Annotated in this window: 26 protein-coding genes and 2 pseudogenes; 18 read left to right on the forward strand and 10 right to left on the reverse strand. The window is 73.0% G+C overall.

Annotation, left to right across the window (positions count from 1 at the left end):
- Positions 1 to 103: 103 nt before the first annotated feature.
- Positions 104 to 505 (reverse strand): hypothetical protein, encoded by a 402-nt coding sequence (locus ACZ7H1_RS31480; RefSeq protein WP_470791262.1) that lies wholly within the window; start codon positions 503 to 505, stop codon positions 104 to 106.
- Here ACZ7H1_RS31480 and ACZ7H1_RS31485 point away from each other — a divergent pair.
- Positions 456 to 698 (forward strand): annotated as a pseudogene (locus tag ACZ7H1_RS31485) (helix-turn-helix transcriptional regulator); the annotation flags it as partial. The gene ACZ7H1_RS31480 and the pseudogene ACZ7H1_RS31485 sit on opposite strands and share 50 nt — an antisense overlap.
- A 350-nt stretch (positions 699 to 1,048) precedes the next feature.
- On the opposite strand, the gene galK reads toward ACZ7H1_RS31485, so the two are convergent.
- Positions 1,049 to 2,197, reverse strand: a complete 1,149-nt coding sequence (galK, locus tag ACZ7H1_RS31490) for a galactokinase (RefSeq protein ID WP_470791229.1) — start codon at positions 2,195 to 2,197, stop codon at positions 1,049 to 1,051.
- Positions 2,194 to 3,243, reverse strand: coding sequence for a galactose-1-phosphate uridylyltransferase (gene galT, locus ACZ7H1_RS31495; protein ID WP_470791230.1), 1,050 nt, complete (start codon positions 3,241 to 3,243; stop codon positions 2,194 to 2,196). The genes galK and galT overlap by 4 nt, the downstream gene beginning before the upstream one ends.
- 225 nt (positions 3,244 to 3,468) lie before the next feature.
- Between galT and ACZ7H1_RS31500 the strand changes: the two genes are divergently transcribed.
- On the forward strand, positions 3,469 to 4,254 hold the full coding sequence (locus ACZ7H1_RS31500; protein ID WP_470791261.1) for a DeoR/GlpR family DNA-binding transcription regulator: 786 nt from the start codon (positions 3,469 to 3,471) through the stop codon (positions 4,252 to 4,254).
- Positions 4,255 to 4,351: 97 nt separating this feature from the next.
- On the opposite strand, the gene ACZ7H1_RS31505 is transcribed toward ACZ7H1_RS31500, so the two are convergent.
- Entirely contained in the window at positions 4,352 to 5,947 is a 1,596-nt protein-coding gene (locus ACZ7H1_RS31505) for a hypothetical protein (RefSeq protein WP_470791231.1), read from the reverse strand.
- Positions 5,948 to 6,149: 202 nt separating this feature from the next.
- Between ACZ7H1_RS31505 and ACZ7H1_RS31510 the strand changes: the two genes are divergently transcribed.
- A complete protein-coding gene (locus ACZ7H1_RS31510) occupies positions 6,150 to 6,746 on the forward strand; it encodes an NAD(P)H-dependent oxidoreductase (protein ID WP_470791233.1) in 597 nt (198 codons plus the stop codon).
- Positions 6,747 to 6,820: 74 nt separating this feature from the next.
- Here ACZ7H1_RS31510 and ACZ7H1_RS31515 read toward each other — a convergent pair whose 3' ends face one another.
- Both ACZ7H1_RS31515 and ACZ7H1_RS31520 read right to left on the reverse strand, forming a co-directional pair.
- Positions 6,821 to 7,501 carry a DUF4360 domain-containing protein gene (locus ACZ7H1_RS31515; protein ID WP_470791235.1) on the reverse strand — a complete coding sequence of 227 codons (681 nt, stop codon included), beginning with the start codon at positions 7,499 to 7,501 and terminating at the stop codon, positions 6,821 to 6,823.
- A gap of 133 nt (positions 7,502 to 7,634) precedes the next feature.
- The gene (locus ACZ7H1_RS31520) at positions 7,635 to 8,510 is read right to left on the reverse strand and encodes a hypothetical protein (RefSeq protein WP_470791237.1); all 876 of its coding nucleotides are present in this window, start codon (positions 8,508 to 8,510) and stop codon (positions 7,635 to 7,637) included.
- A 571-nt stretch (positions 8,511 to 9,081) separates the two neighbouring features.
- On the opposite strand from ACZ7H1_RS31520, the gene ACZ7H1_RS31525 reads away from it, so the two are divergent.
- From ACZ7H1_RS31525 to ACZ7H1_RS31560, 8 genes are all read left to right on the forward strand, one after another.
- Complete coding sequence (locus ACZ7H1_RS31525) at positions 9,082 to 9,639, forward strand: hypothetical protein (RefSeq protein WP_470791238.1); 558 nt, start codon at positions 9,082 to 9,084, stop codon at positions 9,637 to 9,639.
- A gap of 200 nt (positions 9,640 to 9,839) precedes the next feature.
- A complete protein-coding gene (locus tag ACZ7H1_RS31530) occupies positions 9,840 to 10,367 on the forward strand; it encodes a hypothetical protein (RefSeq protein WP_470791239.1) in 528 nt (175 codons plus the stop codon).
- 242 nt (positions 10,368 to 10,609) lie between these two features.
- Positions 10,610 to 11,350 carry a two-component system response regulator CseB gene (gene cseB / locus ACZ7H1_RS31535; RefSeq protein WP_470791240.1) on the forward strand — a complete coding sequence of 247 codons (741 nt, stop codon included), beginning with the start codon at positions 10,610 to 10,612 and terminating at the stop codon, positions 11,348 to 11,350.
- 5 nt (positions 11,351 to 11,355) lie between these two features.
- Positions 11,356 to 12,660: an ATP-binding protein gene (locus ACZ7H1_RS31540; RefSeq protein ID WP_470791241.1), complete on the forward strand. Its 1,305-nt coding sequence runs from the start codon at positions 11,356 to 11,358 to the stop codon at positions 12,658 to 12,660.
- A gap of 142 nt (positions 12,661 to 12,802) precedes the next feature.
- Positions 12,803 to 13,588 (forward strand): ABC transporter ATP-binding protein, encoded by a 786-nt coding sequence (locus ACZ7H1_RS31545; RefSeq protein WP_470791242.1) that lies wholly within the window; start codon positions 12,803 to 12,805, stop codon positions 13,586 to 13,588.
- A 103-nt stretch (positions 13,589 to 13,691) separates the two neighbouring features.
- Positions 13,692 to 16,244 (forward strand): ABC transporter permease, encoded by a 2,553-nt coding sequence (locus tag ACZ7H1_RS31550; RefSeq protein WP_470791244.1) that lies wholly within the window; start codon positions 13,692 to 13,694, stop codon positions 16,242 to 16,244.
- Between the two features lie 39 nt (positions 16,245 to 16,283).
- Positions 16,284 to 16,619: a hypothetical protein gene (locus ACZ7H1_RS31555; protein ID WP_470791245.1), complete on the forward strand. Its 336-nt coding sequence runs from the start codon at positions 16,284 to 16,286 to the stop codon at positions 16,617 to 16,619.
- Between the two features lie 78 nt (positions 16,620 to 16,697).
- Complete coding sequence (locus ACZ7H1_RS31560) at positions 16,698 to 17,081, forward strand: hypothetical protein (protein ID WP_470791246.1); 384 nt, start codon at positions 16,698 to 16,700, stop codon at positions 17,079 to 17,081.
- A 55-nt stretch (positions 17,082 to 17,136) separates the two neighbouring features.
- Here ACZ7H1_RS31560 and ACZ7H1_RS31565 read toward each other — a convergent pair whose 3' ends face one another.
- Positions 17,137 to 17,916 carry a hypothetical protein gene (locus ACZ7H1_RS31565; RefSeq protein WP_470791247.1) on the reverse strand — a complete coding sequence of 260 codons (780 nt, stop codon included), beginning with the start codon at positions 17,914 to 17,916 and terminating at the stop codon, positions 17,137 to 17,139.
- 396 nt (positions 17,917 to 18,312) lie between these two features.
- On the opposite strand from ACZ7H1_RS31565, the gene ACZ7H1_RS31570 reads away from it, so the two are divergent.
- Positions 18,313 to 18,612 (forward strand): hypothetical protein, encoded by a 300-nt coding sequence (locus ACZ7H1_RS31570; protein ID WP_470791249.1) that lies wholly within the window; start codon positions 18,313 to 18,315, stop codon positions 18,610 to 18,612.
- Here ACZ7H1_RS31570 and ACZ7H1_RS31575 read toward each other — a convergent pair.
- Positions 18,607 to 19,107, reverse strand: a complete 501-nt coding sequence (locus tag ACZ7H1_RS31575; RefSeq protein ID WP_470791250.1) for a GNAT family N-acetyltransferase — start codon at positions 19,105 to 19,107, stop codon at positions 18,607 to 18,609. The two genes, ACZ7H1_RS31570 and ACZ7H1_RS31575, sit on opposite strands and share 6 nt — an antisense overlap.
- 175 nt (positions 19,108 to 19,282) lie before the next feature.
- Between ACZ7H1_RS31575 and ACZ7H1_RS31580 the strand changes: the two genes are divergently transcribed.
- Both ACZ7H1_RS31580 and ACZ7H1_RS31585 read left to right on the forward strand, forming a co-directional pair.
- Positions 19,283 to 20,140, forward strand: a complete 858-nt coding sequence (locus ACZ7H1_RS31580; protein WP_470791251.1) for an alpha/beta fold hydrolase — start codon at positions 19,283 to 19,285, stop codon at positions 20,138 to 20,140.
- A gap of 100 nt (positions 20,141 to 20,240) precedes the next feature.
- The gene (locus ACZ7H1_RS31585) at positions 20,241 to 21,428 is read left to right on the forward strand and encodes an FAD-dependent oxidoreductase (protein ID WP_470791252.1); all 1,188 of its coding nucleotides are present in this window, start codon (positions 20,241 to 20,243) and stop codon (positions 21,426 to 21,428) included.
- Between the two features lie 74 nt (positions 21,429 to 21,502).
- Here ACZ7H1_RS31585 and ACZ7H1_RS31590 read toward each other — a convergent pair whose 3' ends face one another.
- Both ACZ7H1_RS31590 and ACZ7H1_RS31595 read right to left on the reverse strand, forming a co-directional pair.
- Positions 21,503 to 21,778, reverse strand: a complete 276-nt coding sequence (locus tag ACZ7H1_RS31590; RefSeq protein WP_470791253.1) for an SH3 domain-containing protein — start codon at positions 21,776 to 21,778, stop codon at positions 21,503 to 21,505.
- A 204-nt stretch (positions 21,779 to 21,982) separates the two neighbouring features.
- Positions 21,983 to 23,593, reverse strand: coding sequence for an alpha/beta hydrolase (locus tag ACZ7H1_RS31595; RefSeq protein ID WP_470791254.1), 1,611 nt, complete (start codon positions 23,591 to 23,593; stop codon positions 21,983 to 21,985).
- A gap of 517 nt (positions 23,594 to 24,110) precedes the next feature.
- Here ACZ7H1_RS31595 and ACZ7H1_RS31600 point away from each other — a divergent pair.
- The 4 genes and pseudogenes from ACZ7H1_RS31600 to ACZ7H1_RS31615 all read left to right on the forward strand — a co-directional run.
- A complete protein-coding gene (locus tag ACZ7H1_RS31600) occupies positions 24,111 to 25,310 on the forward strand; it encodes an acyl-CoA dehydrogenase family protein (RefSeq protein WP_470791256.1) in 1,200 nt (399 codons plus the stop codon).
- A gap of 169 nt (positions 25,311 to 25,479) precedes the next feature.
- Positions 25,480 to 25,938: an RrF2 family transcriptional regulator gene (locus tag ACZ7H1_RS31605; protein WP_470791257.1), complete on the forward strand. Its 459-nt coding sequence runs from the start codon at positions 25,480 to 25,482 to the stop codon at positions 25,936 to 25,938.
- Between the two features lie 152 nt (positions 25,939 to 26,090).
- On the forward strand, positions 26,091 to 26,192 hold the full coding sequence (locus tag ACZ7H1_RS31610; protein WP_470791258.1) for a putative leader peptide: 102 nt from the start codon (positions 26,091 to 26,093) through the stop codon (positions 26,190 to 26,192).
- A 323-nt stretch (positions 26,193 to 26,515) separates the two neighbouring features.
- Positions 26,516 to 26,757: pseudogene (locus tag ACZ7H1_RS31615) on the forward strand (sulfate ABC transporter substrate-binding protein); the annotation flags it as partial.

Genomic DNA, 26,757 nt, shown 5'->3' on the forward strand with positions numbered 1-26,757 from the left:
CCGGACCCACCCCCCCCCCCCCCCCCCCCCCCCCCCCCCCCCCCTCCCCCCCCCCCCTCCCCCGGCCCCCCCCCCCCCCCCCCCCCCCCCCCCCCCTGCCGCATCAGGCGCCGAGCATGCGGAAGAAGGCGCGTACGTCGCCGACGAACGCCTCCGGCTGCTCCAGCGCGAGGAAGTTGCCGCCGCGCTCCAGCTCGGTCCAGTGGGTGACGTTGTGGTCCCGCTCGGCGAAACGGCGGATGGCGACGTCGGTGTGCAGTGCGACGGCCACACCGGTCGGGACGGTGCCGCGCGGCTTCGGGGCCCAGGCGCCCGGGTCGTGCCCCGCCTCGTAGCAGAGCTGGGCCGAGGAGCCCGCCGTGCCGCTGAACCAGTAGGCGCTGACGTCGGTCAGAAGGCGGTCGCGGCCCACCGCGTCCTCGGGGAGTCCGGCGGCCGGATCGGTCCACTCCTTGAACTTCGCCGAGCGCCTGGGCGTGAGCGGCCGCACCGTCCGCAACGACATCGACCGGCTGCGCGAGCTCGGCTATCCCGTGGACGCCACGCGCGGCAGCACCGGCGGCTACCGGCTGGGCGCCGGCGCTGCGATGCCCCCGCTCCGTCGCTGGTACCCGGTGGCGTGGGACGTCGAGCGCGAGGACTGGCGGACCTTCAGGATCGACCGGATCCAGCCCCGCACGCCGACCGGGCCGCGCTTCACCCCGCGCGAACCGCCCGGCGGCGGCGACATCTCGGCGCACCTCTCCCGGGGCGTGTCCGGCGCGGCCTGGCGGCACCATGCGCGGGTGACCGTGCACGCCCCGGCGACGGCGGTGCTCGAGCAGATCAACCCGGCGGTCGGCACGGTCGAGGCCCTCGACGCCGACCGCTGCGTCCTGAACACGGGTGCGGACACGCTGCAGACGCTCGCCGTACAACTCGGCATGCTCGACCGACTTCGACGTCACCGAGCCCCCGGAACTGATCGCCCACCGCCGCCGGCTCGCCGACCGCCACGCCCGCTCCACACCTCCCGCGGGCGCAGGCGCGGTGCCACTGACCCCCCAGGTCATGCCTCGCGACGGCAGCCGGCGGAAGGAGTCGCCGGGAACACCGCCGGTTCGCGGTGGCCCGCGGCCCGGAAGGCAGCGGTGACGGCGGCCGTCACAGCGCCTTCCCGCTCCTCGGGTACGAGGGCGATGACCGAGCCGCCGAAGCCGCCGCCGGTCATCCTGGCGCCCAGCGCCCCCGCACCGACGGCAGTGCTCACCGCGAGGTCCGTCTCCGGGCAGGAGACCCGGTAGTCGTCCCGCAGCGAGGCGTGCCCGGCGGTGAGGATCGGCCCCAAGGCGGCGTAATCGCCCGCGCGGAGCCGGGATACGGCCGCGCCGACCCGGGCGTTCTCGGTGACCACGTGCCTGACCAGGGGCGCGAGATCCGCCGGAAGTGCCTGCAGGGCCTGCGCGAGGCCTCCGGGCGGCAGGTCACGCAACGCGCGCAGCCCGAGCAGGGCCGCTGCCCGCTCGCACTTCGCCCGCAGTGCGGCGTAGGCGCCGTCTCCGAGGTCGTGCGTGACCCGGGTGTCGATCACGAGCAGACGCAGACCGTGCGCCGTCGGGTCGAACGGCACCTGCTCCTGGGTCCCGTACCGGCTGTCCAGGTGCAGGACCGATCCGGCGGTGCAGCAGGCCGAGGCCGTCTGGTCCATGATCCCGCAGGGGACGCCGACGAAGGCGTTCTCCGCCCGCTGGGCGATCCGGGCCAGTTCGGCGGCGGACAGTCCGAGTGCGAAGAGGTCGTTGTACGCGGTGGCGACGGCGCATTCCAGGGCTGCGGAGGACGACAGGCCCGCGCCGGTCGGTACGGTGCTGTCGAAGTGGAGATCGGCCCCGCCGACCCGCAGGTCCGCGTCGTTCAGGGCCCAGACGACCCCGGCCGGGTAGCTCGCCCAGGTGGTGACGGCCCCCGGCGCGAGGCCGGTGACCGCGAGGTCCGTGACGTGCCCGTCGCCCTGCGCGCTGTGCAGCCGGAGCCGGCCGTCGGTACGGGGCCGGGCGGCCACCCGTGTGGTGTGCGGGAGGGCCATGGGGAGGGTGAACCCGTCGTTGTAGTCGGTGTGCTCCCCGATCAGGTTCACCCGGCCCGGAGCGGCCCACACCCCGTCCGGGAAGTGGCCGAAGACCCGCGAGAATTCCTCGTCCAACAGACCTCTGCTCACGACGCCACCTCCCGCAGCCGCATTGCCGCGTCCTCCGGCGCCACGTCGTTGACGAACGCGTCCATGCCCGACTCCACTCCGGCGAGGAACTTCAGCTTGCCCGCGGAGCGCCGGATCGTGAACAGCTCGAGATGGAGCGCGAGCTCCTCCCCACCGCTCCTGGGCGCCTGGTGCCAGGCGGAGACGTACGGCGTCGGAGACTCCTGCGCCTGCCGTCCGGGCCCGGTGAACAGCCGGTCGAACCGGCGCAGCAGCTCGAGGTAGAGCCCGGGGAACTCCGCGCGCTCGCTCTCGGTCAGACCGGTCAGGTCGCGGATGCGCCGGTGGGGGTAGAGGTGTACTTCGTAGGGCCACCGCGCGGCATGGGGAACGAACGCCGTCCAGTGCGTGCCGGTCAGCACCACCCGCTGTTCCCCGTCCCGTGCGGCGGCGAGCAGGTCCTCGAAGAGGTTCCGGCCGGTGCGGCTCCGGTGGGCGGCCGCGGAGGCGGTCATCTTGGCCGTACGCGGTGTGGTGAAGGGAAAGGCGTAGATCTGGCCGTGCGGGTGGGCCAGGGTCACGCCGATCTCGGCGCCGCGGTTCTCGAAGCAGTACACCTGCTCGATCCCGGGAAGCGCGGCCAGCTGTTCGGTGCGGTCCGTCCACGCGTCGAGCACCAGGCGGGCCCCGGCCTCGGTGAGATCGGCGAATCCGGCACCGTGTTCCGGGGTGAAGCAGACCACCTCGCAGCGCCCGGATTCGCCCGACAGCGACGGGAAGCGGTTCTCGAAGACGGCGACCTCGTAGTCGGCGGCCGGGATCTCGCTGAGCCGTCCCTCCCGGGACGGGCACAGGGGGCACTCGTCGGGGGGCGGCAGGTGTACGCGCCCCTGGCGGTGGGACGCGATGGTGACCCAGTCACCGGTGGCCGGGTCCCTGCGGAGCTCCGACCGGCCCTCGACCGGCTCGATGCCCCGCAGGTCGCGGGAGTCGCGCACGGCGCCGTCGTCGGTGTCGTAATAGATCAGCTCACGGCCGTCGGCAAGTGTGGTCGTCGTCTTCTTCACGGCGCCAGCCCGTCCCTGTCCGGTTGACACGGCTGCGACCTCACCACCCGGCCACAGGTCGTCAACAATCAACACACTTCAATAAGACTCAACATATCCGGTCCAGGGGCCGCGCCTCAATCCCCCAGTGGGCGACGCCGACCCGGTGTGCGCCTGTAGACTGGTGTTGTTTCTTGTCGTTGTTTAGCTGACTGCTCAGGGGGCCTCGTGTCTGATCCGGCGGCGATGTTGCTCGCTCCGCAGCGGCGCGCGCTGATCATGGAGTCCGTGCGGCGTGACGGCGCGGTCCGGGTGACCGACCTGGTGGAGCAGCTTGGGGTCTCGGACATGACGATCCGCCGGGACCTGGACGCGCTGGCCCGCCAGGGGGCGGTGGAGAAGGTCTACGGCGGAGCAGTGGCGGCCTCGGGCCCCAGCGGGGACGAACCGGCCTTCGAGGCGAAGTCCTCGCAGGAGGCGGCGGCGAAGACGGCCATCGCGGGCAGGGCGGCCGAGCTGGTCGAGCCCGGCCATGTCGTGGCGCTGTCGGCCGGAACGACGACGCACGCGGTCGCGGCACGACTGCTCGACATCCCCCGGCTGACCATCGTCACGAACTCCCTGCCCGTTGCCGACCTCGTGCGCGGTGCCGCTCGGGAGCGCGGCGACAGCGCCCCCGCGCTGCTGCTGACCGGCGGCTCTCCCACCCGGTCCGCCGCCCTGGTCGGCCCGCTCGCCGACCTGGCGATCGGCTCGCTGCACGTCGACCTGCTCATCCTCGGAGCCCACGGCGTGTCCGAGAAGGCCGGTCTGACCAGCCCCAACCTCGTCGAAGCGCAGACCAACCGCGCGCTGGTCGCCTCCGCCCGACGCGTCGCCGTCGTCGCAGACCACACCAAATGGGGGGTCGTCGGGCTGAGCAGCTTCGCCGCGCTGACGGACGTCGACTGGTTCATCACCGACCGGGACCTGCCGGCCCAGGCCCGTACCGCCCTGTCGGAGGCCGTGGGCGAACTCGTCATCACCGACTGACCGCACGGTCGAGCGGCAATGACGAGTTCCCTGCCCTGGCCGGGACGGCCGTGTACGAGGCCTCCGGACTCCGTCGGCATCCCGCCGCCCCGCGGGGTCAGTCGCAGGCGGTGAGGGCGAATGCCTCCAGGGCCAGGCCGCGTCCGGTCGTGCCGAGGCTGATCTCACTGCCCCTCGTCCTGGGCTGCCAGCCCAGGTTCTGGACGTGCGCACGGCCGGCCAGCGTCCCCCGGTCGGCGCGCAGTTCCAGCGACTCCAAGCGCAGGGAACGGCCCGTGGTGCCGACTTCGGCCGTGCCGCCGTCCGGCACCCGGACCCACGGCTGCCACCCGATGTCCTGGACGTGGGCGCGGACCCACAGGCCTCCGGTGCCCGCGGCGGAGATCCGTACCGCCTCGACCGCCCGGCCCTGTCCGGCGGTGCCCGCACCGGCCCCGTCCGCCGCCACGGCCGGCTGCCAGCCGGTGCCGCGCAGGTGGGCCTGGTAGCGGATGGTGCGGCCCGGCTGCGGGACGGTGGCCTCGGGATCGCCGCAGGCGTTCTGCCGGGCCACGTCGTTGAGGGACACGACGGCGCGCTGCAGCGCGCCCGCGGCGACTCCGGAGCCGTCCTGGTTGACGTCGTCGGTCATGACGATGTTGAACTGGTCCACGGCCGGGTGCTGCTGCCAGGGCCCGTTCAGCCGCGCCAGCAGCCGGGCGTTGAAGCCGTGGGCGAGGTTGAGCATGTAGGCGTCCGCGACCTCGCGGGGGACCGCTCCGATCGCCGCACCCCACTGGGCGAGGACGGCGCCCGGCACCGTGATGTCGGGGGTGATGATCGAGCTGAGCGAGAACAGGCCGGGCGGCCGGCTGCTCTGGGGCCAGTCGAGGGCCCGGTCGTTGAGCGCGAGGGCCGAGGCGTAGGTGCTTTCGGCGGCACGGCCGCCGTTGAAGAGCGCGCCGAGGTAGTCGTACCAGCTCAGGGAGGCGTACGCGTAGCTGCCGCGGTCGTCGGAGAGGGACGGCGGCCACAGTACGCCGCGCTGGTCCGCCCTGCCGTCGCCCATCACGACGACCGTGCGCCCGGAGTCGGCGAACCGGCCGTACGCGGTCTGTGGGGTGTACGAGGCGGAAGGGGCGATCCGGTCCCGGCCGAGCGCGTCCATGAGGAGGTCGGCGGCTGCACCGCGGGCGGTGTCGATCTCGGCGGGCGCGGCGGTCACGGAGAGCCTGACGAGGACCACCTCCGCCGGATGGGTCCGGATCCAGTCGGCGAGGGAGGCCACCTCGCCGCGTCGGCCGTCCGCGTCGAAGAAGAGCGAGCCCAGCGGCGAGCCGTGGTAGGTGAACCACCGGCCGTTCTCCTTGCACAGGCGCAGGTCCAGGACCCGGCTGCCGCCGTCGAGCTGGTCGGTCAGCGATCCGCTCTGGGTGCGCGCCATGCTGGCCGCCACGGCCGGATAGAGCCGGGCCACGTCGTAGGCGTCGCCCGAGGTGCACAGCCCGCTGCCCGGGCGGATGCTCCAGCTGCCCGCGTCGTGGCTGCCGGGCATGGCGATGGCGTTGAGCGGGCGGTCCCGGAGCCGGTCGTCCATCGCCCCCATCCAGTGCTCCAGGTCGATCGCGGCGGCGGCCGGGGCGGCCGCCGGGCCGGGGGGAGTTGCGGCTGCCGCAGGGCCGGCGGCGAGTGCCAGAGCGAGGACCAGGGCCAAACAGCCGGCTAATCGGGACAGGGGTCCCGGGAGGGGTGGGCCGGAACGCATGGGTGCCTCCAGACGGTGGTGTGCCGGGCGGACGGACACGACGACCCTGCCACTGAGACATGTACATGCCAATACCGCGGCGCCGGGAAACGATAATGACGATCAGCCGTGCAGCAGCGCGGGCGCCGCATCCGGATCAACTGGGGGAAAGATGACGCGTGTAGGGGTGTATCTCGCACACCCGCGGCCGGGGAGCTTCAACCACGCCGTGTTCGACGCCGTTGTGGGGGAGTTGCGCGGGCGGGGGGCCGATGTGGTGGCGCACGACCTCTGCGCCGAAGGGTTCGTGCCGCTGCTGTCCGCCGAAGAGACGGGCACGGTCGAGTCGGCGGGCCCCGCCCACGACGATCAAGTGACGCTGCACCGCGCAGAGGTGGCGACGCTGGACGCCATGGCGTTCGTCCACCCGAACTGGTGGGGCATGCCGCCCGCCGTCCTCGCGGGCTGGGTGCAGCGCGTGCTGGCCCCCGGCGTCGCCTACAAGCTGGGCGCCGCGGACGGCGAACCCGCCGGGCTCCTGAAGGCGGGCAGGGCGCTCGTGCTGAACACCTCCGACACTCCCGCGGACCGGGAGGAGGGCGAATTCGGCGACCCCCTGCAGCGGATCTGGTCGGCATGCGTCCTGCCGTACGCCGGCGTCTCCGACGTACGGCGCGTCGTCTTCCGCACCGTCACCGACTCTTCCGATGCGGAACGCGCCGCCTGGCTGGACCAGGCACGGCGGCAGGCCGCCGCGCTCCTGGCCTGACCAGGGTGCGGGCGGCAGCTCGGGGAACCCGCTGGTGGCGAACACCGTGGTGGGCGCGCGGCACCCGCTGCCCGCTAGCGGGCCGGGCACTTCTTCCAGGAGAAGTGGTACGTGGTGTTGGCGGCGGCGTCGGTGGAGTCCATGGCCATGAAGCTGGTGGTCGCGGCGGTGTCGGAGTTCCCGCCGTCCACGTGCAGTTCGGTGTTGATGTTGAGGTTGCGCCGCAGGCCGCACCGCGCGTAGACGACGGACCTGAGCGGCGTCCTGTCCGTCGTCTGCCAGTTGTCCTTCAGCGGCCCGCGGAACGTGTGGGTCCTGCTGGCCGTCCTGGTCGCGCCCTGGAAGTAGTAGGCGGCCTTCTGGGTGCCGGATGCTCCCTTCTCCAGGCTCGCGAAGCCCCGGTAGTCGGCCGTGGCGACCCCGTAGGTGTAGCCCTGCGGGATGTTCATGCGCAGACCGAGCTGGCAGTTCTTGCGCAGGTCGGTCGGCTCGGCCCCCTTGCCGACCTGAGCGAGGTAGTCGCTGTAGGTCACGGTGAAGGCCGTGTTGTCGGCTGCGACGGCGACGGTGGTGCTGCCGGGCCGGCAACCCGAGCCGTTCACCGAGACCAGGTCGATGGTGACCTTGTCGGTCGGCGAGGGGGCCGGGGGCGCCGCGGCTCCCGCGGACGAGACGAGGGCGCCGACGGCGAGTGCCGAGGCCGCGCCACCGACGGTGGCTGCGAGCGCGGCACGGACGAGCGGAGTACGGATCATGGCTTGGTCAACGACGCGCGCGCACGACCGCAACGCCCGACGTGCCCTAGCGGCACGGTCGTGGACCGGCCACGCCCCCGCCCCCGCCCGCACGGCTGTGATGATGTGTTCCGGACGGACGCGCTCCGAACCGTCAGGGGTTGGCGGTCACCTCGAAGCCCGCGCCGTAGACGTCGGCGGGGTCCGCGGTGTCGCGGGCGCGCAGGTCGGCGAGGATGTTCGCGGAGCTGGTGTAGACGTAGGGCGGGAAGCCGAGGATCCTCGCCTTGGTGATCCCGGCCCAGGGGCCCTCGGCCTGGAAGCCGTTGGCCTCGGACGGGTAGGGCGTGCCGGGTACGTGCCAGATGGTCGGGCCGCCCGAGTCGCCCGCCTGGTGCGGGGCGTGGGACTGGTAGATGCCGTTCGAGTTGTTCGTGATGCGGCCGTACCAGACGCCCAACTGGCCCGAGACGACGAGCTCGTTGTTGTCGAAGAGGCCGGCACCCAGGAGCCGCTCGGCGGCGGGGGCGGGGCTGAGGGCGTTCGGGCTGGGCCGTCCGGCCGGGACCTCGACCTGACCGGTCTGCTTGAGGGTGGGTCCCTGCGAGGACAGGGTCACCTCCGGGACCAGCTCGATGATCATGTAGTCCTTGGTCGCGTGCCCGGTCATCGAGCCCTCGGCGCTCTTGAAGTACCGAACGTATCCGATCGGACCGAAGGCGAAGTCCTTGCGGTCGTAGACGGGGTACGTGTTCTCGTGGATCTCGCGGTCCGCGTTCGGTCCGCCCCCGCAGTGCCCCGCCGAAATGGCGATGCGGCGCCCGTAGTCGTCCGTACCGACCGCACCGATCGTGCAGAAGGCGTCGGGGGCGGACGGGTCGGCTATCTGCATCGCGTTGTGGACGCGCTTGACCCCCTGATCCGACTCGGGGGCGGCCTGCGCCGGGGCGGTGCCGACCCCCAGGGTCGCGACGGCCGCGAGGACGGATCCGGACGCAGCGAGGACGCGTAACCGCCTGAGCTTGAACATGTGTGGTTCCCGTCTGCCGTGAGGAATGCCTGACAATTGATCAGCAATTCATCATGGCAGTGTGGTTGACGGTCGTACGACTCACTTCAGGCCGTTCCGGCCCCCGGGCGCGGATACCCGGGAACTCCGCGGGGCGCGGCTGCGGCTACTCCTCCGGGGACGCCTGTTGTCCGGGTCGGGGCTGCGATGCCCCCGTCCGCGTGGTGTTCTTCACGGATGCCGGCCGTCATCGGTGCCCTGGCGGGCGAGGCTCGGCGTGGCCCTGAGCGTGGCCGACGGATTCCTGACGAAGGCGCTGCCAACGCGGACCTGAGCGAGCGCGCCCCCGGCGCGCCCCGCTGCGTTCGGCGCCCTCGGCCGTTCGGCCGTTCGGGCGTGACCGGCGGGTCCGTCCGGGTCGGTTTGCAGCCCGCCGAACAGAAGCGACAGATTGGTCATATCGGGCTAAGCGGCGGTGCGCCAGCCGGGCGGCCTCGCCCGCCCTCGCCATAGTCGTCCCTGGCAGCCGCCTGGTTGCTGCCCGCGCCGCACGTTGCGGCCGGGTGGACGTCTGCGCAGAGGAGCCGGCTCAATGCTGAAGCCCACCAGGACCATCCTCGCTCTCGCCACCGGAAGTCTGGTGCTCGGCATGGCCGGGGTGGGGGCCGCCGTCGCGGACGAGGCCCTGAACCCCCACAAGTCTTCGCAGGAGAGCGCGGGGCGCGACGACCACGAGGGCAGCGAGTCCGGGAGGCCGGAAGCCGGCAGCTCCGGCAAGGAGACGCACGCCCGCGGCATCGTCATCTCGCGCGGCCCGCTGACCGTGCGCAGCAAGCCCTCCACCCGCTCGGCTGCCCTCGGCAAGGTGCAGGCGAAGCAGAGGGTCGCCATCGACTGCAAGCGGCACGGCGAGCGGGTCGACGGCAACGGCCTCTGGTACCTGCTGAAGAAGTGGGGCGGGTCGGGCAGCACGGACGGTTCCGCCGGCACGGGCGGGTCGGACGGCAAGGACTGGCAGGACAGCCAGGAAGCCCAGGACGGCCAGAGCAGCGGGGACTGGCAGGACGGCTCGGGCGACGGCAGCAAGGACCGGTGGGTCGCTGCCCGTTACGTCAAGAACATCACCAAGGTGAAGTGGTGCGGAGCCTGACGGGGTCGGCACTCGCCCTGGTGCCGTAGTCCGTCCGCCGGGACGTGGGGAGCGCAGGCACCGGCACTGCCCCGACCTGCCTCTGAACGGTGTCCCGGTCTCGAAACCGCCCCCCGCCCGCGTTCTGCCTGGAACACTCGTCCGGTCAAGTCCGAACGGACGGTACGGCAGAGGGACTGAGTTTCAAGGGGGACGGGTCGATGCCGCCGGAGTCACAGCAGCCAAGCCGGCCAAGCCGGCCAAGCCGGCCCCACCGGCCGCCGTCTGCGCAGCCCTGGTACGACGCTCCGCAGGCTCAGCGGCCGGTCCTCTGGAACCCGTACGCCCGCCAGAGCGCGCAGCCCCAGCCGTCGTACCAGCCGCCTCCGCCGCAGACCCTCTACCTCGCGAGCCAGGGCAGGATGGCGGTCTTCGACCTGGACAGCGGCAAGTTCACGTTCGGCGCCACGAACGGAGAACGCCAGCTGGTGCCCCTGCGCGCGGACGCCGGCACCGTGATCGCGTACCGGCCCCCGTTCGGCAGGGAGCCGGGCGCGACCGTCCGGATCAAACCGGGCAGCACGGGCGCGGCCCGCCTGCTGGTCCACGGCCCGGCCGGCCGGAAGCTGGAGGAAGGAGCGCTGGCGGGGCAGGTGGTCTACCACGAGGGGCGCATCCTCATCGCGCCGAAGCTGCTCTCCGGCGACGACAAGAAAGAAGAGCTGCGCCTGATGTCGTTCAGCCGCTAGAGCGGCCGCCCGTTTGTATCGGGCGGGTATCAGGCAGCGCTTGGTTGTCCATCGAATCGGGGGTGGCGGGCCGAGGCGACGGGGGATGCAGGGGGCGTCTGTCATATCGTTCCCCGCAGGCCCTGTCCGTGTGCACGCGCACACCGTGCACGGCCCCACGACCGCCCGTACCCCCGGCGTCCGGACGTCCCGGCGCGCCGGGCATCCGCGCACCCGCGCATTCGAACAGGAGCCATCCGCCCGTGCCCCCGTCCGCCCCGGCTCCGGCCTCCCCGCGACCTGTTCGCGTGCTGCTGGTGGAGGACGACGAGCTGATGCGCCGGTCCTTCACCGTCGCCCTCGAGCGCTACGGCTACCTGATGCAGTCCGCGGCCGACGGGCTGACGGGACTCGAGCTCTTCCGCGACGAGAGCTTCGACCTGCTGATCCTGGACGTGATGCTGCCCGGTCTGGACGGGATCGGCCTGTGCCGCAGGGTCCGGGAGACCAGCCTGGTGCCGGTCCTGATGATGTCCGCCCGCGGCGACGGGCTCGACGTCGTCGCGGGCCTGGAGGCGGGGGCGGACGACTACGTGGTCAAACCCGTGGACACCTACGTGCTCGTGGCCCGCATCCGCTCGCTGCTCCGGCGGGCGACCTACGCGCCCGCCCCGGAACCCGGGCAGGCCGCAGACGACGGGCCGGCGCCGTCCGCGGGCGAGCTGTTGGTCTTCGGGGACCTGGCCATCGACACCGGCGGCCTGGAGGTCTCCGTCTCCGGCAGCCCGGTGGCGCTGACCCCGACCGAGCTGAAGCTGCTCCTGGAGTTCGCCGCCCACCCGGGTGTCGTACTGGAACGGCACACCCTGCTGCGGGACGTGTGGGAGTACGGCTGGGACGGCGACAGCAGGGTCGTCGACCTGTGCGTGCAACGGCTGCGCAGGAAGCTGGGCCGGGACCGGATCGAGACGGTCCGCGGCTTCGGCTACAAGCTCAGGCGCTGAGACCGGTGCGACCGTCCCACCCGCTGCGCCCGGCTCGCGTGGCCCTGCGCTGGAAGATCGCCGCACTGGCCGCGGCCACGGCATGCCTGGTCGCCGCTGCGGTGGGCGTGCTGGTGCACGTATGGACCGCACAGGACATCCGGAGCCGGGCGGAGCGGCAGGCGTTCAACACCGTGTACTCGGCCATGGACACCTACCGGCGCACCGGAACGCTCGTGGAGGGTGCCGAGCTCGACCCGGCCGAGCTGCCCGCTGCCCTGCGGCACCCGGCCGACGGCGTCCGGCACACGGCCTACGACGGGCACGTCGACGGAAACCTCGGGCCTAGCATCTGGGCCGCTCAGCGCGTCGGCGGCCCGGGCAGCCCCGTGCTCGCGGTCCGCGTCAACATGAGCACGGAGCTCCACGGCCTGCGCAGGCTCGACGTGGTCATGGCGGTCGCCTCACTGCTCGCCCTCGCAGCGGCCACACCGCTCGCGGTCTACGGTGCAGGGCTGCTCGCCCGCAGGCTGCGGCGGGTCTCCGAAACCGCGGGCCGGATCTCCGCCGGGGACCTGGACGCCCGTACCGGGCCCACCAAGGGACGCGACGAGGTGACCGACATCGCCGCCACCGTCGACCTGATGGCCGACAGCCTCAGCCGACGGCTGCGCACCGAGCGCCGGTTCACCGCGGACGTGGCCCACGAGCTGCGCACCCCCGTCGGAGGTCTGCTGGCCGCCGCCGACCTGCTGCCGCCCGGTGAGACGGAGGACCTGCTCCGCGCCCGGGTGCGCGACCTGCGCGGCCTGGTCGAGGACCTGCTGGAGATCTCCCGGCTGGACGCCGGCGCCGAGCAACCGGTCCGCGCCCACGTCCCGCTCGGCGCCGTCGTCCGCGAGGCCGTGGCACGTACCGGCCTCGACACACGGGTCACCGTCACCGACAGCGGTCGGGCACCCGCCGGCGACGCACAGCGCGCCGAGGCCGGCCGGACCGCGGCGACCGCGGCGACCGTGGAGACCGACCCGCGCCGCCTCGAACGGATCGTCAGCAACCTCGTCGTCAACGCCCACCGGCACGGAGACACCCCAGTGCAGGTCACCGTCGAGGGGCACACCGTCGTCGTACGCGACGGCGGCCCCGGCTTCCCCCCGGACCTGCTGCTCCACGGCCCGCGCCGCTTCCACACGGGCGCCCGGGAGCGCGGCACGGGCCACGGCCTGGGCCTGACCATCGCCCTGGGCCAGGCCCGGCTCCTCGGTGCCGAGCTGCTCCTGGAGAACGCCCCGGACGGCGGCGCCGTCGCCACCCTGCGCCTGCCGGCCTGACCCTTCCGGCACGGGCAGAACCGCGCCCCCTACGGAACTGCTACGCAGCGGAGCGGACGCCGATACACAGCGGCCCACGTGCCGATACGTTCCCCGGACACCCTTCGACGTGCACCCCCTGGCACCGAAGAGGAGTCTCCCTGTGACCGCCGACCCCCTTGCCCCGCACGCGCTCCACCCGACGATCGGTCCCGCGGCCGCCGCCACCACCGAGCTCTCGAAGGTCTACGGCAGCGGCGACACCCGCGTCGTCGCCCTGGACAGGGTCAGCATCTCCTTCCGGGAGGGCGAGTTCACGGCGATCATGGGCCCCTCCGGCTGCGGCAAGTCCACCCTGATGCACTGCGCCGCCGGGCTCGACTCGTTCGACTCCGGCTCCGTCCGCATCGGCACCACCGAACTGGGCACGCTCGACGACCGGCAGCTCACCCGGCTGCGCCGCGACCGCATCGGCTTCATCTTCCAGGCGTTCAACCTGCTGCCGACGCTGACCGCACTCGAGAACATCACGCTGCCGCTGACCATCGCCGGCCGGCGGCCCGACCGCCCGTGGCTGGACCGCGTGGTCTCCATGGTCGGTCTCTCCCAGCGGCTCGACCACCGGCCCGGACAGCTGTCCGGCGGGCAGCAGCAGCGCGTCGCCGTGGCCCGGGCCCTGGTCTCGCGCCCCGCGATCGTCTTCGGCGACGAGCCCACCGGCAACCTCGACTCCCGCGCTGGAGCCGAAGTCCTCGGCTTCCTGCGCGACTCGGTGCGGGAGCTGGGCCAGACCGTGGTCATGGTCACCCACGACCCCGTCGCCGCGGGCTACGCCGACCGCGTGGTGTTCCTCTCCGACGGCTGCCTGGTCGACGAGATGACGCGCCCCACCCCGGACCGGGTCCTGGACCGGATGAAGGCGTTCGACACCCGCTCACGCACCAGCTGACCGGGTCGTACGTAACGACAGCCCCGCCCTCCCCCCAAGACACCGAACCCGCTGCCGCCGCTCGCTTCAGCCGAGCCCGCCTCTCCTCAGGATCCGCACCTTCATGTTCCGTACCGCGCTGCGCAACGTGCTTGCGCACAAGGCCCGCCTGCTGATGACCGTGTTCGCGGTCATGCTCGGCGTCACCTTCATCTCCGGCAGCCTGATCTACGGCGACACGCTGAGCCGTGCCGCCACCGCCCGGGCGACCGACGGCTACGAGCGCATCGCCGTCAGCGTCTTCCCCGACGACTCCCGCAGTGGGCCCGGCACCGGCACCGGCCGTCCGGCCGGCCTCGACGCCCGTACCGTCACCGGCCTGGCGGAGGTTCCCGGTGTTGCCGTCGCCGCCGGCCGGGTCGACGGCTTCGCCGCCGTCGCCGACCGCGACGGCCGGCTGCTCGGCCACGGTTCCTCCCACCGGGGCGCGAACTTCGCCCCGGGAGCGGACGGCACCGACCCCGCCCACCGCTTCACCCAGGGCTCCGGCCCGACCGGCAAGGACACGATCGCGCTCGACGAGACCACTGCCGCGAAGGGCCGTTTCCGCGTCGGGGACACCGTGCGCGTCGGCACGAACAAGGGCGCGGCCGCCTACACCCTCAGCGGGATCTTCCGCTCCGACGGGACCACGCGGTCCTCCGGGGGCAGCCTGACGCTGTTCGACGACGCCACCGCACAGCGGCTCTTCCTCCAGCCCGGCCGCTACCAGAACATCGAGCTGACGGCCGCACCCGGCACCGACGTACAGCAGCTCCTCAGCCGCGTCGAAGCGGTGCTGCCCTCGGGCGCCGGCGCAGCGACCGGGGCCCAGCTGGCCCGGATCCAGGCCAACCTCGCCACCAGCGACAGCGACACCATGAGTCAGATCCTGGTCGGGTTCGCGGCGGTCGCCCTGTTCGTCGCCACCTTCCTGATCTCCAACACCTTCACCATGCTCGTCGCCCGGCGCACCAGGGAGCTGGCCCTGATGCGGGCCGTCGGCGCCTCGCGCCGGCAGGTGCGCCGCATCCTGCTGACCGAATCCCTCCTCGTCGGTGCGTGCGCCTCCGCGGCAGGCCTCGCCGTCGGCACCGGCGCCGCCGCGATGCTGCAGACCCTCTTCGCCCCCGCCGACGCCCCGGCCGGCCCGCTGGTCATCGCGCCGGGCACCGTGATGACGTCCCTGCTGGTCGGAACGGCCCTGCCCATGGTCGCCGCGTGGCTTCCGATCCGCCGGGCCATGGCCATCCCGCCCGTCGCGGCGCTCGGCACGGTCGAGCACGGGGTGCCCGCACGCGCAGGCTCCCTGCGTACCGGCCTCAGTGCCGCGCTGGTCCTGACCGGCTCCGCCGCCACGGTGTACGGGGCCCTCACCACGGGCAAGGACGCCCGGACCGTCATCGGCCTGGGCGCCGCGCTCACGCTGACCGGGGTCATCGGCTTCATCCCCCTGCTGTCCAGGCCGTTCGTCGCCCTGCTCCGGCCGCTCCTGATCCGCCTCGACCCGGTGCACGGCAACCTCGCCGCCCGCAACACCGTGCGCGACCCGCGCCGCACCGGTGCCACCGCCGCCGCGCTCGCCATCGCCCTCACCCTCGCTTCGGGCCTCTCGGTCCTCGGAGCCTCCGCCGCCCAATACCTCGACCGGGCGACCACCCACGACTTCACCGCCGACTACCTGGTGGAGCCCGCCGACGGCAGCATGCGGATGACCCCTGCGACGGCGGCGCTCCTGGCGAAGCTGCCCGGCGCCACGTTCAGCCCGCTCAACCAGTCCACCGAGTACCGCGTGGGCGGCACCTCCTCCGTCCTGACCGGCGTCGACCCCGCCACCATCGGCCGACTGCTGCGGTACGACGTGGTCGAGGGCTCTCTCGAGTCCCTCGCCAAGGGGCAGATCGCCGTGGCCGATTTCAAGGCCAGGCAGGCCGGCTGGCACGTCGGCCAGACCCTCTCCCTGGAGCGGCAGGACCGCCGGCCCGGCACGGTCACCATCGGTGCCGTCTACTCTGCCGACGAGCAGAGCAACCTGCTCCCCAGCATCACCGCGCCCGACTCCCTCGTCGCCCGCTACGACTCCACCCCGCACACCGCCGGGATCCTCGTCGCCACGGACCGCGGACCCGGCCGGGCCTCACTCGGCCAGGTCACCCGTGCGCTCGGCGACAACCCGGCCCTGGCCGTCCTCGACGAGCAAGGCATCCGGGCCCAGGACAGCGGGAGCATCGGCGACCAGCTCAACGTCTTCTACGCCCTGCTGAGCATGGCCCTGGTGATCGCCGCACTGGGCATCGCCAACACCCTCGCGATGTCCGTCCTCGAACGCCGCAAGGAGATCGGCACCCTGCGCGCCCTCGGTGTGGACCGCGCCGGTGTGACCCGCATGATCCGCCTGGAGGCCCTGCTCCTGGGCGGGTTGGGCGCGAGCCTCGGCACGGCCCTGGGCGTTTTCCTGGGGTGGGCACTCGGGCGCACCCTCCAGGAGAGCGTCGCCGGCTACACCCTGGTGCTCCCCTGGGGACGCCTCGCCCTCGGCGTGCTCATCGCCCTGGCAGGCGCGCTGGCCGCCTCGCTCTGGCCGGCCCGCCGGGCAGCCCGCGTCGACATTCCCGCCGCGACGACCGCGGCACAATGAAGCGGTACGGCGAAGAAGACCGGATCTAGGGGGGCCACCGTGGGCGTCGAGGTGGAACTGCACGCGGAGAGGCCCGCCCGGGGCTGGCACCAGTCGAGGGCGACCCTGATCCGCGGGTCGTACGCGCACGGGAAGGCGCTGGCCGACGTGTTGCTCGGTATGGAGGAGACCCTTCAGACAGGTCTCGGGCGCGTGGACCTGTACGGAGACACGGTGCTCGACGAGCAGCAGGCGCAAGCCGCGCTGCGCGAGGTGCCCGCCCTGTTGCAGCGGTGTTCCGGGCCGGGCCAGACGGCGGCCGTCCTGGACCTCGAAAACCTGCTGCGGTCCTGCGCGCACACCCCGGGCAGCCACCTGTGGTTCGTCGGAGACTGACCGTCCGGTGACCCCGCGGCACCGGACGGTGCAAGGTGGGGGTGCGGCCGGTCCGAAGCCGGCAGGGACACTGTCCACATGCAGCTCCCCGCCGAAGCCGTCGCCGCCACCGTGCTCATCGAGGTCGTGAGGATCTCCGCCCTCCCGGCCAAGCGGGGCGCCTCGTACCCCGGCAGGGCCGTCGCGCACTGGGCCGGCAGCGAAGCCGCCGACGCCCTGGCCTTGATGGGGAGCCTTCCGGGCAGCGGACAGCACCGCTGCGGCTTCTCGCCCGGCTGGAGCGTACGGGCGTACGAGGACTCGCTCCGCGAGGCGCTGTTCGAGGCGGCGTTCTGCTTCAACTGCCACGAGGTCCGCATGCACGGAATGGCCGTGCCGCCCGCGTTGGCCACACAGTTCTTCGACGCGGACGCCCCGCCGGCCCAGGCTCTCCTGGCCCGCTTCCGAGCCGCGACCCCGTAGCCCGCCCTACCGGCCGTGTTCGGGCGGGCCGACGGCCGGTTCGATGAGAGGGTGCTCAGGCCGGTACGGGCGCGGCCGTCGCGGAGGCCGTCGGGGCAGTGGTGCCTGCCTTCGAAGCGGTGGCGGCGGGCTTGGTGTAGAGCACCACCCCGCGCTGCTTCTCCTTCTCGATGCTGCCCTTCTTGGCAAGGCCCTCCAGGGTGTTGCGCACGACCTGGTCGGACGTAGAGCGCTCGGGATGCGTGGTTCCGAGTTCGGCGCGCACCTCGCTGACCTTGAGAGGCTCACCGGCGTGGCCGCTGAGGATGTTCTCGACGAGCGTGCCCAGGGTGGGCGCCGTGCTCTTCTCCGCGGCCGCCGCCGCGGGCGTGGCGGTGGCGGGGGTCGTCTTCGCGCGCGGGGCCGACTTCGTCGCCGTCTTCCCGGCGGCCGGCTTCGCCACGGCCGTCGCCTTGGCCGCGGACTTCTTCACGGACTTCTTCACGGGCTTCTTGGCCGCGGACTTGGCCGGGGCCGGAGCGCTCGCGGGCTCCTCCTGCCTGGGCTGGGGCAGTGCGGCCTGCTCCGGCTCGGCAACCGCGGCAACCGCGGCGACGGCGGCCTCCGGCTCGGCGGCCTTCTCGGCTGCGGGCTGCGGCGCGTGCGGCGCCGGCAGGGCCCCCTGCATACGGGTCAGCCAGGTCTCCTCCTCCCGCAGCCGCTCCAGACGTGACTGGAGCCCGGACAGCTGTCCGACGATGTGTTCCTGCTCGCCGCGGTTCTTCTCCAGGTCGGCAGCCAACCGCTGCTCGTACATGTTCTGGATGGGAGTGTTGGTCTCGCCCAGTTCTGCCACTGCAGTTCACTCTCCTCGTGTGTGTTGCTGCCGGATGCTACACATGTCAACCCGGCCGCGGGTACTGTGCGGTAGCCCGGCCGGGTATGCAAACCATGCGCCCGCGGCCTCGCATACTGCCTCCAACCGCTGCCGACCGCCTCCCGCGGCCGAGGTGATCGGCGCCGCACGACCGCATGTGCCGTGCGTTGGGGTTGACTTGATGCCCCCGGCTGCACCTCGCACCGGTTCACCCTTGGGTGTGGGTATCCGGCAGGTGGAACGACGGCCGCTGACCGCTTCGTTCGGGATACCGGTACGCCCAGCGCGGAAACGACCGGGCGACGCGGTGTCCCGGGGAAGACTTCCGGTCCAAGCCGTCGATGCACCGGAGGTAACACTCTGATCGCACGCCAGTTGCCCGAGGGCCACCACCTCGCGGGCAGCGCCGTCCTCTCGACCATCGGCTCGGTGGCGACGGTCACCGGGCCGCTCCTGGCGGCTCCGCTGGTCATCTGGGGCGGCGCGGCCACCGTCCTCGGCGGTCCTGCGGTGGCCGCCCTCGGTCCCACCGGCACACTGCTCGTCAGCGCTGTCGGCATTCTCGTCCTCGGACTCGCCGCGTCCGCAGCCCTGCCGCGGAGGGGACGGCCGGCGGACCGCGACCGCCAACCCGCGGCCGATGCTCCCCAACCACCCGCCGTCAGCCGCTCATGACCGATCGGGGCGGGCATCCGCACCTCCGCCGTCCCTCCGTCCAGATCGACCGTCGTCCTGTGCGGCGGGGCCGTCCATGGAGCGGTACATGCCGATCGACCCGTGCGCGGCGGTGTCGGCGAAGCCGAACTTCTCGTAGAGGAACCGTGCGGGGCCGTCCGCGATCAGCGAGACGTAGGCGGTGGCGGGCGCCCGGCGCTCCAGCTCTTCGGTAAGGGCGGCCATGATGCGCTTGCCGAGGCCGTGCCCCTGGTGCGCGGGGTGTACGCAGATGTCGACGATCTGGAACGCCGTACCGCCGTCTCCGATGACGCGCCCCATGCCGATGGGCTTCCCTTCGTGGTGGAGCACCACCGCGTGCCACGTGTGGGGCAGGGCGAGCGCAACCGCTTCGGGGGCCTTGTCCGAGAGGCCGGCGTCCGTGCGCAAGCGGCGGAACACCTCGACGGAGGGCACGCCCACACTCAATGAGTAAGGGTCAACGATGGCAGTCATGCATTACATGCTATCGGGCCGTTCCGGGCTGCGCCAGAGGCGGCATCCGCCCGGGTCCCGGCTGGTTGCCAAGCGATCTTGACGGCAAGTAGCTTTCCATTCCTTGCTCTTGCTCTTGCTCAGCGGGCGGGGTTCGAGACGCCACGACATCGCACACGTTATGAGGATCGCGACCATGCCTACTCTCACCGCGCCCGACGGCACCGGGCTTGCCTACCGTGTCCTCGGGGAGGGCGCAGGCGACCCCGTCGTCTGCCTGCCGGGCGGACCGATACGGGATTCCGTCTACCTCGGCGACCTCGGTGGACTCCCCGCACGCCGTCCGCTGGCCGTGGCCGACCAGCGCGGCGCCGGACTCTCCGCGACCCCGGAGGACCCCGCCTCGTACCGCTGCGACCGCCTGGTCGGCGATGTCGAGGCGCTGCGCGAACACCTCGGCCTCGACCGCATGGACCTGCTCGCGCACTCCGCTGCCGCCAACCTCGCGGTGCGGTACGCGGAGCAGTACCCGGACCGCGTCGGCAGGCTCGCCCTCGTCACGCCCGGCACCGACGCCGTAGGCCTGGCGGTGACCGGTGACGACCGGCGCGAGGTCGTGCGGCTCCGCAAGGGCGAGTCCTGGTTCGCGGCGGCTTCGGCGGCCTTCGACGCCGTCGACGCCGGCGAAGCCACGGCCGACGACTGGACGGCCATCGCACCCTTCCTCTACGGCCGTTGGGACGGGACGGCGCAGATCCACCGGGCGGCCGAGGGGACCCAGTGGAACGCGTCGGCTGCCGAAGTCTTCGGATCCGAGGGGGCCTTCGACCCGGCCGCCACCCGCGCGGCGGTCGCCGCGCTCGATGTGCCGGTCCTGGTTCTCGCCGGGGAATTCGACCTGGCCTCGCCCCCGCAGGTACTGGCCCGCTTCGCCGAACTGTTCCCGCGCGCCGAGTTCGTTGTCCAGCCGGGCGCAGGCCACTACCCGTGGCTGGACGACGCCGACGGGTTCGTGTCGACCACCGCGGCCTTCCTGACCGCCCCTCGAGGGTGACGTGCACGTTCCGGAACCGCGCCGCCCGGCCCTCGCTCTACAGTCGTAGAGTGAGGGGCTGCCGCAATAGCGGGTACCCGGTCCGAACGGAGAGGTGTTCATGCCGGAACGTCACGCGGTCGTGGTCGGGGCCGGAATCGGCGGCCTCACGGCTGCCATCGCACTGCACCGCCGCGGCTGGCGCGTCACCGTCTGCGAACGCGCCCCCGAACCCCCCTCCACCGGCGCCGGCATCGGCCTCGCCCCCAACGCCCAGCTCGCACTCGATGCCATCGGCGTCGACGCCGCTCACGCCGTCGGCAGTGCGGTCCCCGCCACGATGGGCCTGCGCCGCTCCGCCGGCCAGTGGCTCACCCGGTCCGCCACCGCGGACATGGCGGCCCGCTACGGCATGCCCCCGATCGCCGTCCCGCGCCCGGCCTTCACCGCCGCCCTGGCAGCCGCCCTGCCGCCGGAGGCCCTTCGCTACGGCACAGCCGTGACCGCCGTCGACGACGCCGCGGGCCGCCCGGCCGTCCGTACGGCAGCCGGCCCGGTCCTGTCCGCCGACCTGGTCGTCGCCGCCGACGGCATCCACAGTCCGCTGCGCCGCGCGTACTTCCCCGCCCACCCCGGTCTGCACTACATCGGCGAGACCGCCTGGCGAACCATCGTCGACGCCCCGGACCTCCGCATCGCAGCCATGAGCGAGACCTGGGGGCGGGGCGAGCGGTTCGGCGTGACGCCGCTCTCCGACGGCCGGTTGTACCTCTACGCCACCGCAGTCGTCCCGGCCGGAACCCGCTCGGCCGACCCCCGCGCCGAACTCCTGAGCCGCTTCGGCCAGTGGCACGACCCGATACCGGCCCTGCTGGACCGCGTCCACCGCCTCGACCCCGCCGACGTCCTCCAGAACGACCTGTACGACCTGGCCGCCCCGCTCCCCAGCCTGCACCACGGCCGGATCGCCTGGCTCGGCGACGCCGCCCACGCCATGGCCCCCAACCTCGGCCAGGGCGGCTGCCAGGCCATCGAGGACGCGGTGGTCCTCGCCCACCTGCTCCCCGCCGGAGACGGCGCGGAGAGCCCGGAGTCCGTCCCGGCCGCCCTCGCCGCGTACACGGCCGTCCGCCGCGACCGCACCGACGCCGTACGGGTCCGAGCCCGCCGGATCGGCCGCCTGGGCGCCGTCCGCAACCCGCTCGCGGCGGCTGCCCGCGACCTCGCGGTCCGTGCCACCCCCGCCGGCCTGGCCATGCGTGGCGTGGACGACCTCTTCACCGGCTTCCGCCTCCCGGCCCGGCGGTAGCGCCTCCCCGCACGGGGGCAGCCGTGGGGGCTGCCCCCGGGACGGTTTCGGGCGGCCCGGGGGCCGGTCCGCCGTCAGCCCTGCGGGGCGGCCGGTTCGACGTCCTTGGACAGCCGTACCTCTCCGGTGTTGTCGACGTACCGGGCGGAGACCCACGCGTCCTCGTCGCGCAGGAGGTACCAGATGCTGTTGCCGTCGATCGGCTGGGCGTGCACCTTGCTGTGCAGACCGACCTCGGAGCCCTGGCTCAGATTTCCGAGGACGGACGAGTCCGTGCTCGGATACCTCCGCAGGTTGACGCCGATGGCGCTGACGACGGTGCCGAACGGCTGGGCTGGACTGTGCATCATGACCTCCAGGGGAACACCGGACCGGCGGGGCATCGTCCGCCGTCCGGACGGGTTGCTCGCACGGTAAGGCCGATTCCCGCCGGGGAGCCGGAGGCGTGCGGGGCATCCCGCGACCTGCGCCCGGGTGTCATTCCGATGGGTTCCGCCCACCGCCCGGTCCGTCCCGGGGCCTCCACCGGCGCAAGGCGCTCGACCGGCTGCGGCTCACCGGAGGGTGGGGATCACATCGCGCGTCTCGTCGACCTCGATCTCCGCGGAGCGGCGGCGGTCGAGCGATGCCGGGGGCGTCTCGTCGGCGCAGACGGTGCCCCGCGCGGGCAGGGCCAGGGTCGCGAGGTAGTCCGTGACCAGCGCTGTGACGCACGCGCTGCGGTTGAACGCGGTGTGTCCTTCAGCGGAGAAGGTCAGCAGCCGTCCGTTCTCCAGCGTCCTGGTGAGGGCAACGGCGTCCTGGTACGGGGTGTCCGGGTCCCCGGTCGTGCCGAGGACCAGGATCGGGGCGGAGCCCGCCGCCCGGTAGGAGCCCTCGAAGCGGCTCGGGCGCTCCGCCTGCCACTGGGCGCAGGTGGGTGCGTGGTTGTGGTCGTAGGTGGGCGGCCCGAGGCCGATGGGGGGTCCCATCAGCGGAGCGGCCGCCACCTCGGCGCCGACCAGGGCGCCCAGGAGCCGCGGGCTGGTCGGGTAGACGCGGTCGGCGCACTCGACGGCCGTGTTGACGTTGAGGAAGTCGAAGGACGCGGGGGAGGGCGGGGACAGCAGGAACGAACTCTGGTGTGCCTGGGCCGCCCGCAGGGCCTGTCCCAGTGCGGGCCAGATCGCCTTGCCCGCATTGATGTTGAACATCAGCCGGTAGGCGAGGGTGTAACCGGTGGCCGGGCGGCCGCTCGGGGTGATGACGGGGTCGGCGTCCAGCGCCCGCTTGAGGTCTTCGAAGGCCTGCCGCGGGCGGCCTTCGCCGAAGCCGCAGGTGGTGGCGTTCTGCGCGCACCAGTCCAGGAACCGGCCGACCGCCGCGTCCAGGGCGACGAACTGCGCGGCGTCGTAGGCGTACGGCACGTCGGCGTAGCGCCGCGGATCGTAGGCCCCGTCGAGGACCATGGCGCGGACGCGCCGCGGGAACTGCGCGGCGTAGACGGTGCCGACGTAGCTGCCGAAGGAACGGCCGTAGAAGGTGAGCGTCTCCTCGCCGAGCGCCTGCCGGAGCAGGTCGATGTCCTTGGCGTTCGAGCCCGTGCCGACGAACGGCACGAGGTCACCGGCCCGTTCCCGGCAAGCGGCGGCGAAGTCCAGGCCCTGCCGGACGGCATCCTGCAGGGCTCCCGGGCCGGGCACGCCGCGCGCGGCGTCGACGGCGGCGGAGTACTGCTTGTCGTCCCAGCACTCCACCTGCCCGCTGCGCGCCACGCCGCGCATGTCGTACCCGACGACGTCGAAGGAATCGCGGAGGGAGGCATGCAGCGCGGCGTAGCTGTTACGGGCGAAGTCCACGCCGGAGTTGCCGGGTCCGCCGGGGTGCAACAGCAGGACACCGGTGCGGCGGGCCGGGTCGGCCGCGAGGCGCCGGGTGACGGCGAGCGGGATCGTACGCCCGGTTGGCTGGCGGTAGTCCAGCGGTACGTGGGCGGTCGCGCACTCGAAGCCGTCCTTCGGGCCGGCACAGGGGCCCCAGGTCAGGACGGGAACGGGCGGGCTGGCGGGGGCGGTTGCCGTGGCGGTCCCGGGCGCGGCCCCGAGGAGAGCGGTGACCGCGATCAGGACGAGGGATATCCCCCACACCACCCGCTTGCGCGGGTCGTCGGTCAAGCGGTTGTGCATGCAGTGAACTCCCTCTGCGGTACGTCGACTAGGGCAACGCGCAAGACCGGCGGCCTTGCGGGCACCCGCCCTCGGCTGAGCGGCATGGACAGGTTCGCATCGTCGGACCGGTCGGACCAGAGGAGGAGGGCGGCTCCTGCCGATCCCCGCAGCGGATCGAACGGCTCGCTTCCCGACGGAGGAAGCCGCCGTGTGGCCCAGGCGTTCGAGACGCGACGACGGGCCTCTGAGCTGCGATGTCTCTCTTCCCAAGACGGAACTGTCCACCATGCGGCCGCGGTCTTGCTGAGCCGTGCCACCTTCCGCAAGTATCCCTATCAATCCGATGGGAAAGGTGGGATTCAGCTGCAGTGGGGGCTGCCAGGACGCTGATGCCGCCGACGCCCTCCCGGCAACCGGCCGAAGACGCCCAACGACGCTCCGGAGTAGCCCACATGACCACCGCCCTCCCGCACGGCCCCGCCTTCCGGCCGGCCCTCGCGCCGTGCCACGGCACCCCGGCCCGCCGGTGACGCCCATGCCGACGACACCGGCCACGGGCGGCGCCCCGTCCGCCGACGAGCGCCGCGCACTCCTGCGCACCGCACGCGACGTGGCGGACGACCTCGCCGCGGATGCCATCTCCCGCGACCAGGCGGGCAAGCCGCCGATCGACGAGAGGGCCCGGCTGAGCGAGGCCGGACTGCTGGCGGCCCTCACCCCGCCCGCGCCGGGCCGCGGGGCGGACTGGCGTACCGGATGCGCCGTCATACGGGAGGTCGCCGCGGCCGACAGCTCCGTCGGCGACGTGCTCGCCCGCCACTACGTCCATGCGTGGAGCGGGCGCTTCTACGCGGGTCACCACCAAGCGGCCGCCCTCGAGGAGGCCTCGGTGCGCGAGCAGTGGCTGTGGACGGGGGCGGTCCGCAGTCCCGCATCCCACCACGACACCGATGCACCGGACCTCACCCTGAGGCCGCGCACCACCGGCTACGTGCTGAGCGGGCGCCGGTCCGTGGATACGGCGGTGACCGTCGCGGACCAGATCGTGGTCGACGCCGACTGCCCCGCGAGCGGTGACGTCCTCGTCGTACGGATCCCGCCCGGCGCGCGGGGCGTGACCGCCGTACCCGCCCACGACCGCCTCGGGCAGCGCGTCGCGGGCGCGGGCGAGGTCGTCTTCGACCGGGTCGCCGTCACGCCCGGACAGGTGCTGGGCCGCCGGCCGCACGACGAGGAGTCGACCACGCCCTTCACCGCGCTCGCCGAACCGGCGCTCCGGCTGGCCCTGTGCCACGTCGGCCTCGGCATCCTGGAGGGCGCCCTCACCGAAGCGCGCGACCTCAGCAGGGGCGGCCGCGCGCACCGGCTGCCCGGTGAGGACCCGGACCTCCTGCTGACGTACGGAGAGCTCGCCTCCACCGCCCACACGGCCACCGCCGTGGTCGACCGGGCGACCGAGGTGATGGCGCGGGCCCTCGACACGGCCGCGCACCTCGACGCCGAAGAACCCGCGGGCGTCGCCGCCCTGGTCGCCACGGCCGAGACCGTGACGTCGAAGGCCGCCCTGCACATCACCACCCGGGTGCTGGAACTCGCCGACGCCCCCGGCCTGGACCGCTTCTGGCGCAACGCACGCGTCCTGACGGCCCACCGCCCGGTCGCGCACCGCCTGCGCTCCATAGGCGATCACTACCTCAACGGCTCCCACCGGGCGGTGGCGGCGGCCTTCCACTGACGCGAGGCGACGCACACCGCGCGGGGATGCGCACACGCAACCCCGGTCACATCCCGGCAGCCGGACCGATCCGTACCACGATCCGAGCGTTCGGCTGCCGGGCACGCGCACGTGCCCGGCAGCCCACCCGCGACGCACGCGGACCGAGGCGGTACGGGATAATGTGCACATGCGGATCTCAGCCAGGGCGGACTACGCGGTACGTGCCGCGCTGCAGCTTGCCGCGTCGCAGGATGCCGGGCCCGTGAAGGCCGAAGCCATCGCCGACGCCCAGGACATCCCGCACAAGTTCCTCGAAGGCATCCTGAACGACATGCGCCGCGGCGGCCTCGTGCTCAGCCAGCGCGGCGGCAACGGCGGCTACCGGCTGGCCAAGCCCGCCCGGTCCATCAGCATCGCGGACGTCATACGCGTCGTGGACGGACCGCTCGTGTCGGTGCGCGGGGTCCGCCCCCCGGACCTGTCCTACACCGGGCCCGCCCAGTCGCTGCTTCCCCTGTGGATCGCCCTGCGGTCCAACGTGCGCGAGATCCTCGAGGGTGTGACGCTCGCCGACGTCGCGTCGGCCGACCTGCCCGCCGACGTATCCGCGCTGACGCAGGCCCCCGACGCCTGGACCAATCCCTGATCTCGGCGCGTCCAACCCCGCCACCTGCACGTTCTCGTATGGCGAGACGCTTCCGTCCACCATGTGGATTCCCTCTTGGGGCCGATGGCGCCGTCTGCCAATATGCCTACCAACCAGGTAGGAAAACTAGGGATGCGGCGGGGGAGGTGGCCATGCGAACACTGCACTACGCGGGCCGTCCGCTGCCCCTGCTCACCACGCGCCGGCACATCGACCTGGTCCGTACGTCCAGCGCCATCTGTCAGCCTGCCTGACGCCGTCCGCGGGGCCCGGCAGCGTGCGCAGAGCGCCGCGGTACGCCGGCCGCCGGCACCGCTGTACGCCGGCCGACCACCTCTCCGTCGGCCGCGTAGGCCCCTCGGCTGACCTCGCCGCCCTGCACCGCCCGTGCGGGACGGGCGCCGTACGCCGGCCCCGGCATCCCGTTCCGCGGTATCCGCGGCCCCCTTCCGTTTCCCCAACCTGCCACGGCGGTCCCCCAGCCGACGCCGGCAGGTGGGTGCCGTGCGCGCCGACGGCCTCGCCGCGCACGACTCCGTACGTCCCCGAACACCCACCCCAGTGAAAGGACACCTCCGTGTCTGCCGCCAGACCGCTCACCACCCTGCGCGCCATCGCCGTCACTGCGGCGCTTCCCCTCTTGCTCACGGCCTGCGGCTACGGTTCCGAGGCCAGGGACGAGAAGAAGGACGCGAAGAACGTCGCGGCCACCGGTAAGAAGCTCTCGGCCGACAAGGTCCGGATCGGCTACTTCCCGAACCTGACCCACGCGACTGCGCTGGTCGGTATCCAGGAGGGGCTGATCCAGAAGGAGCTGGG

The organism is Streptomyces sp. NPDC037401, from assembly GCF_055602345.1.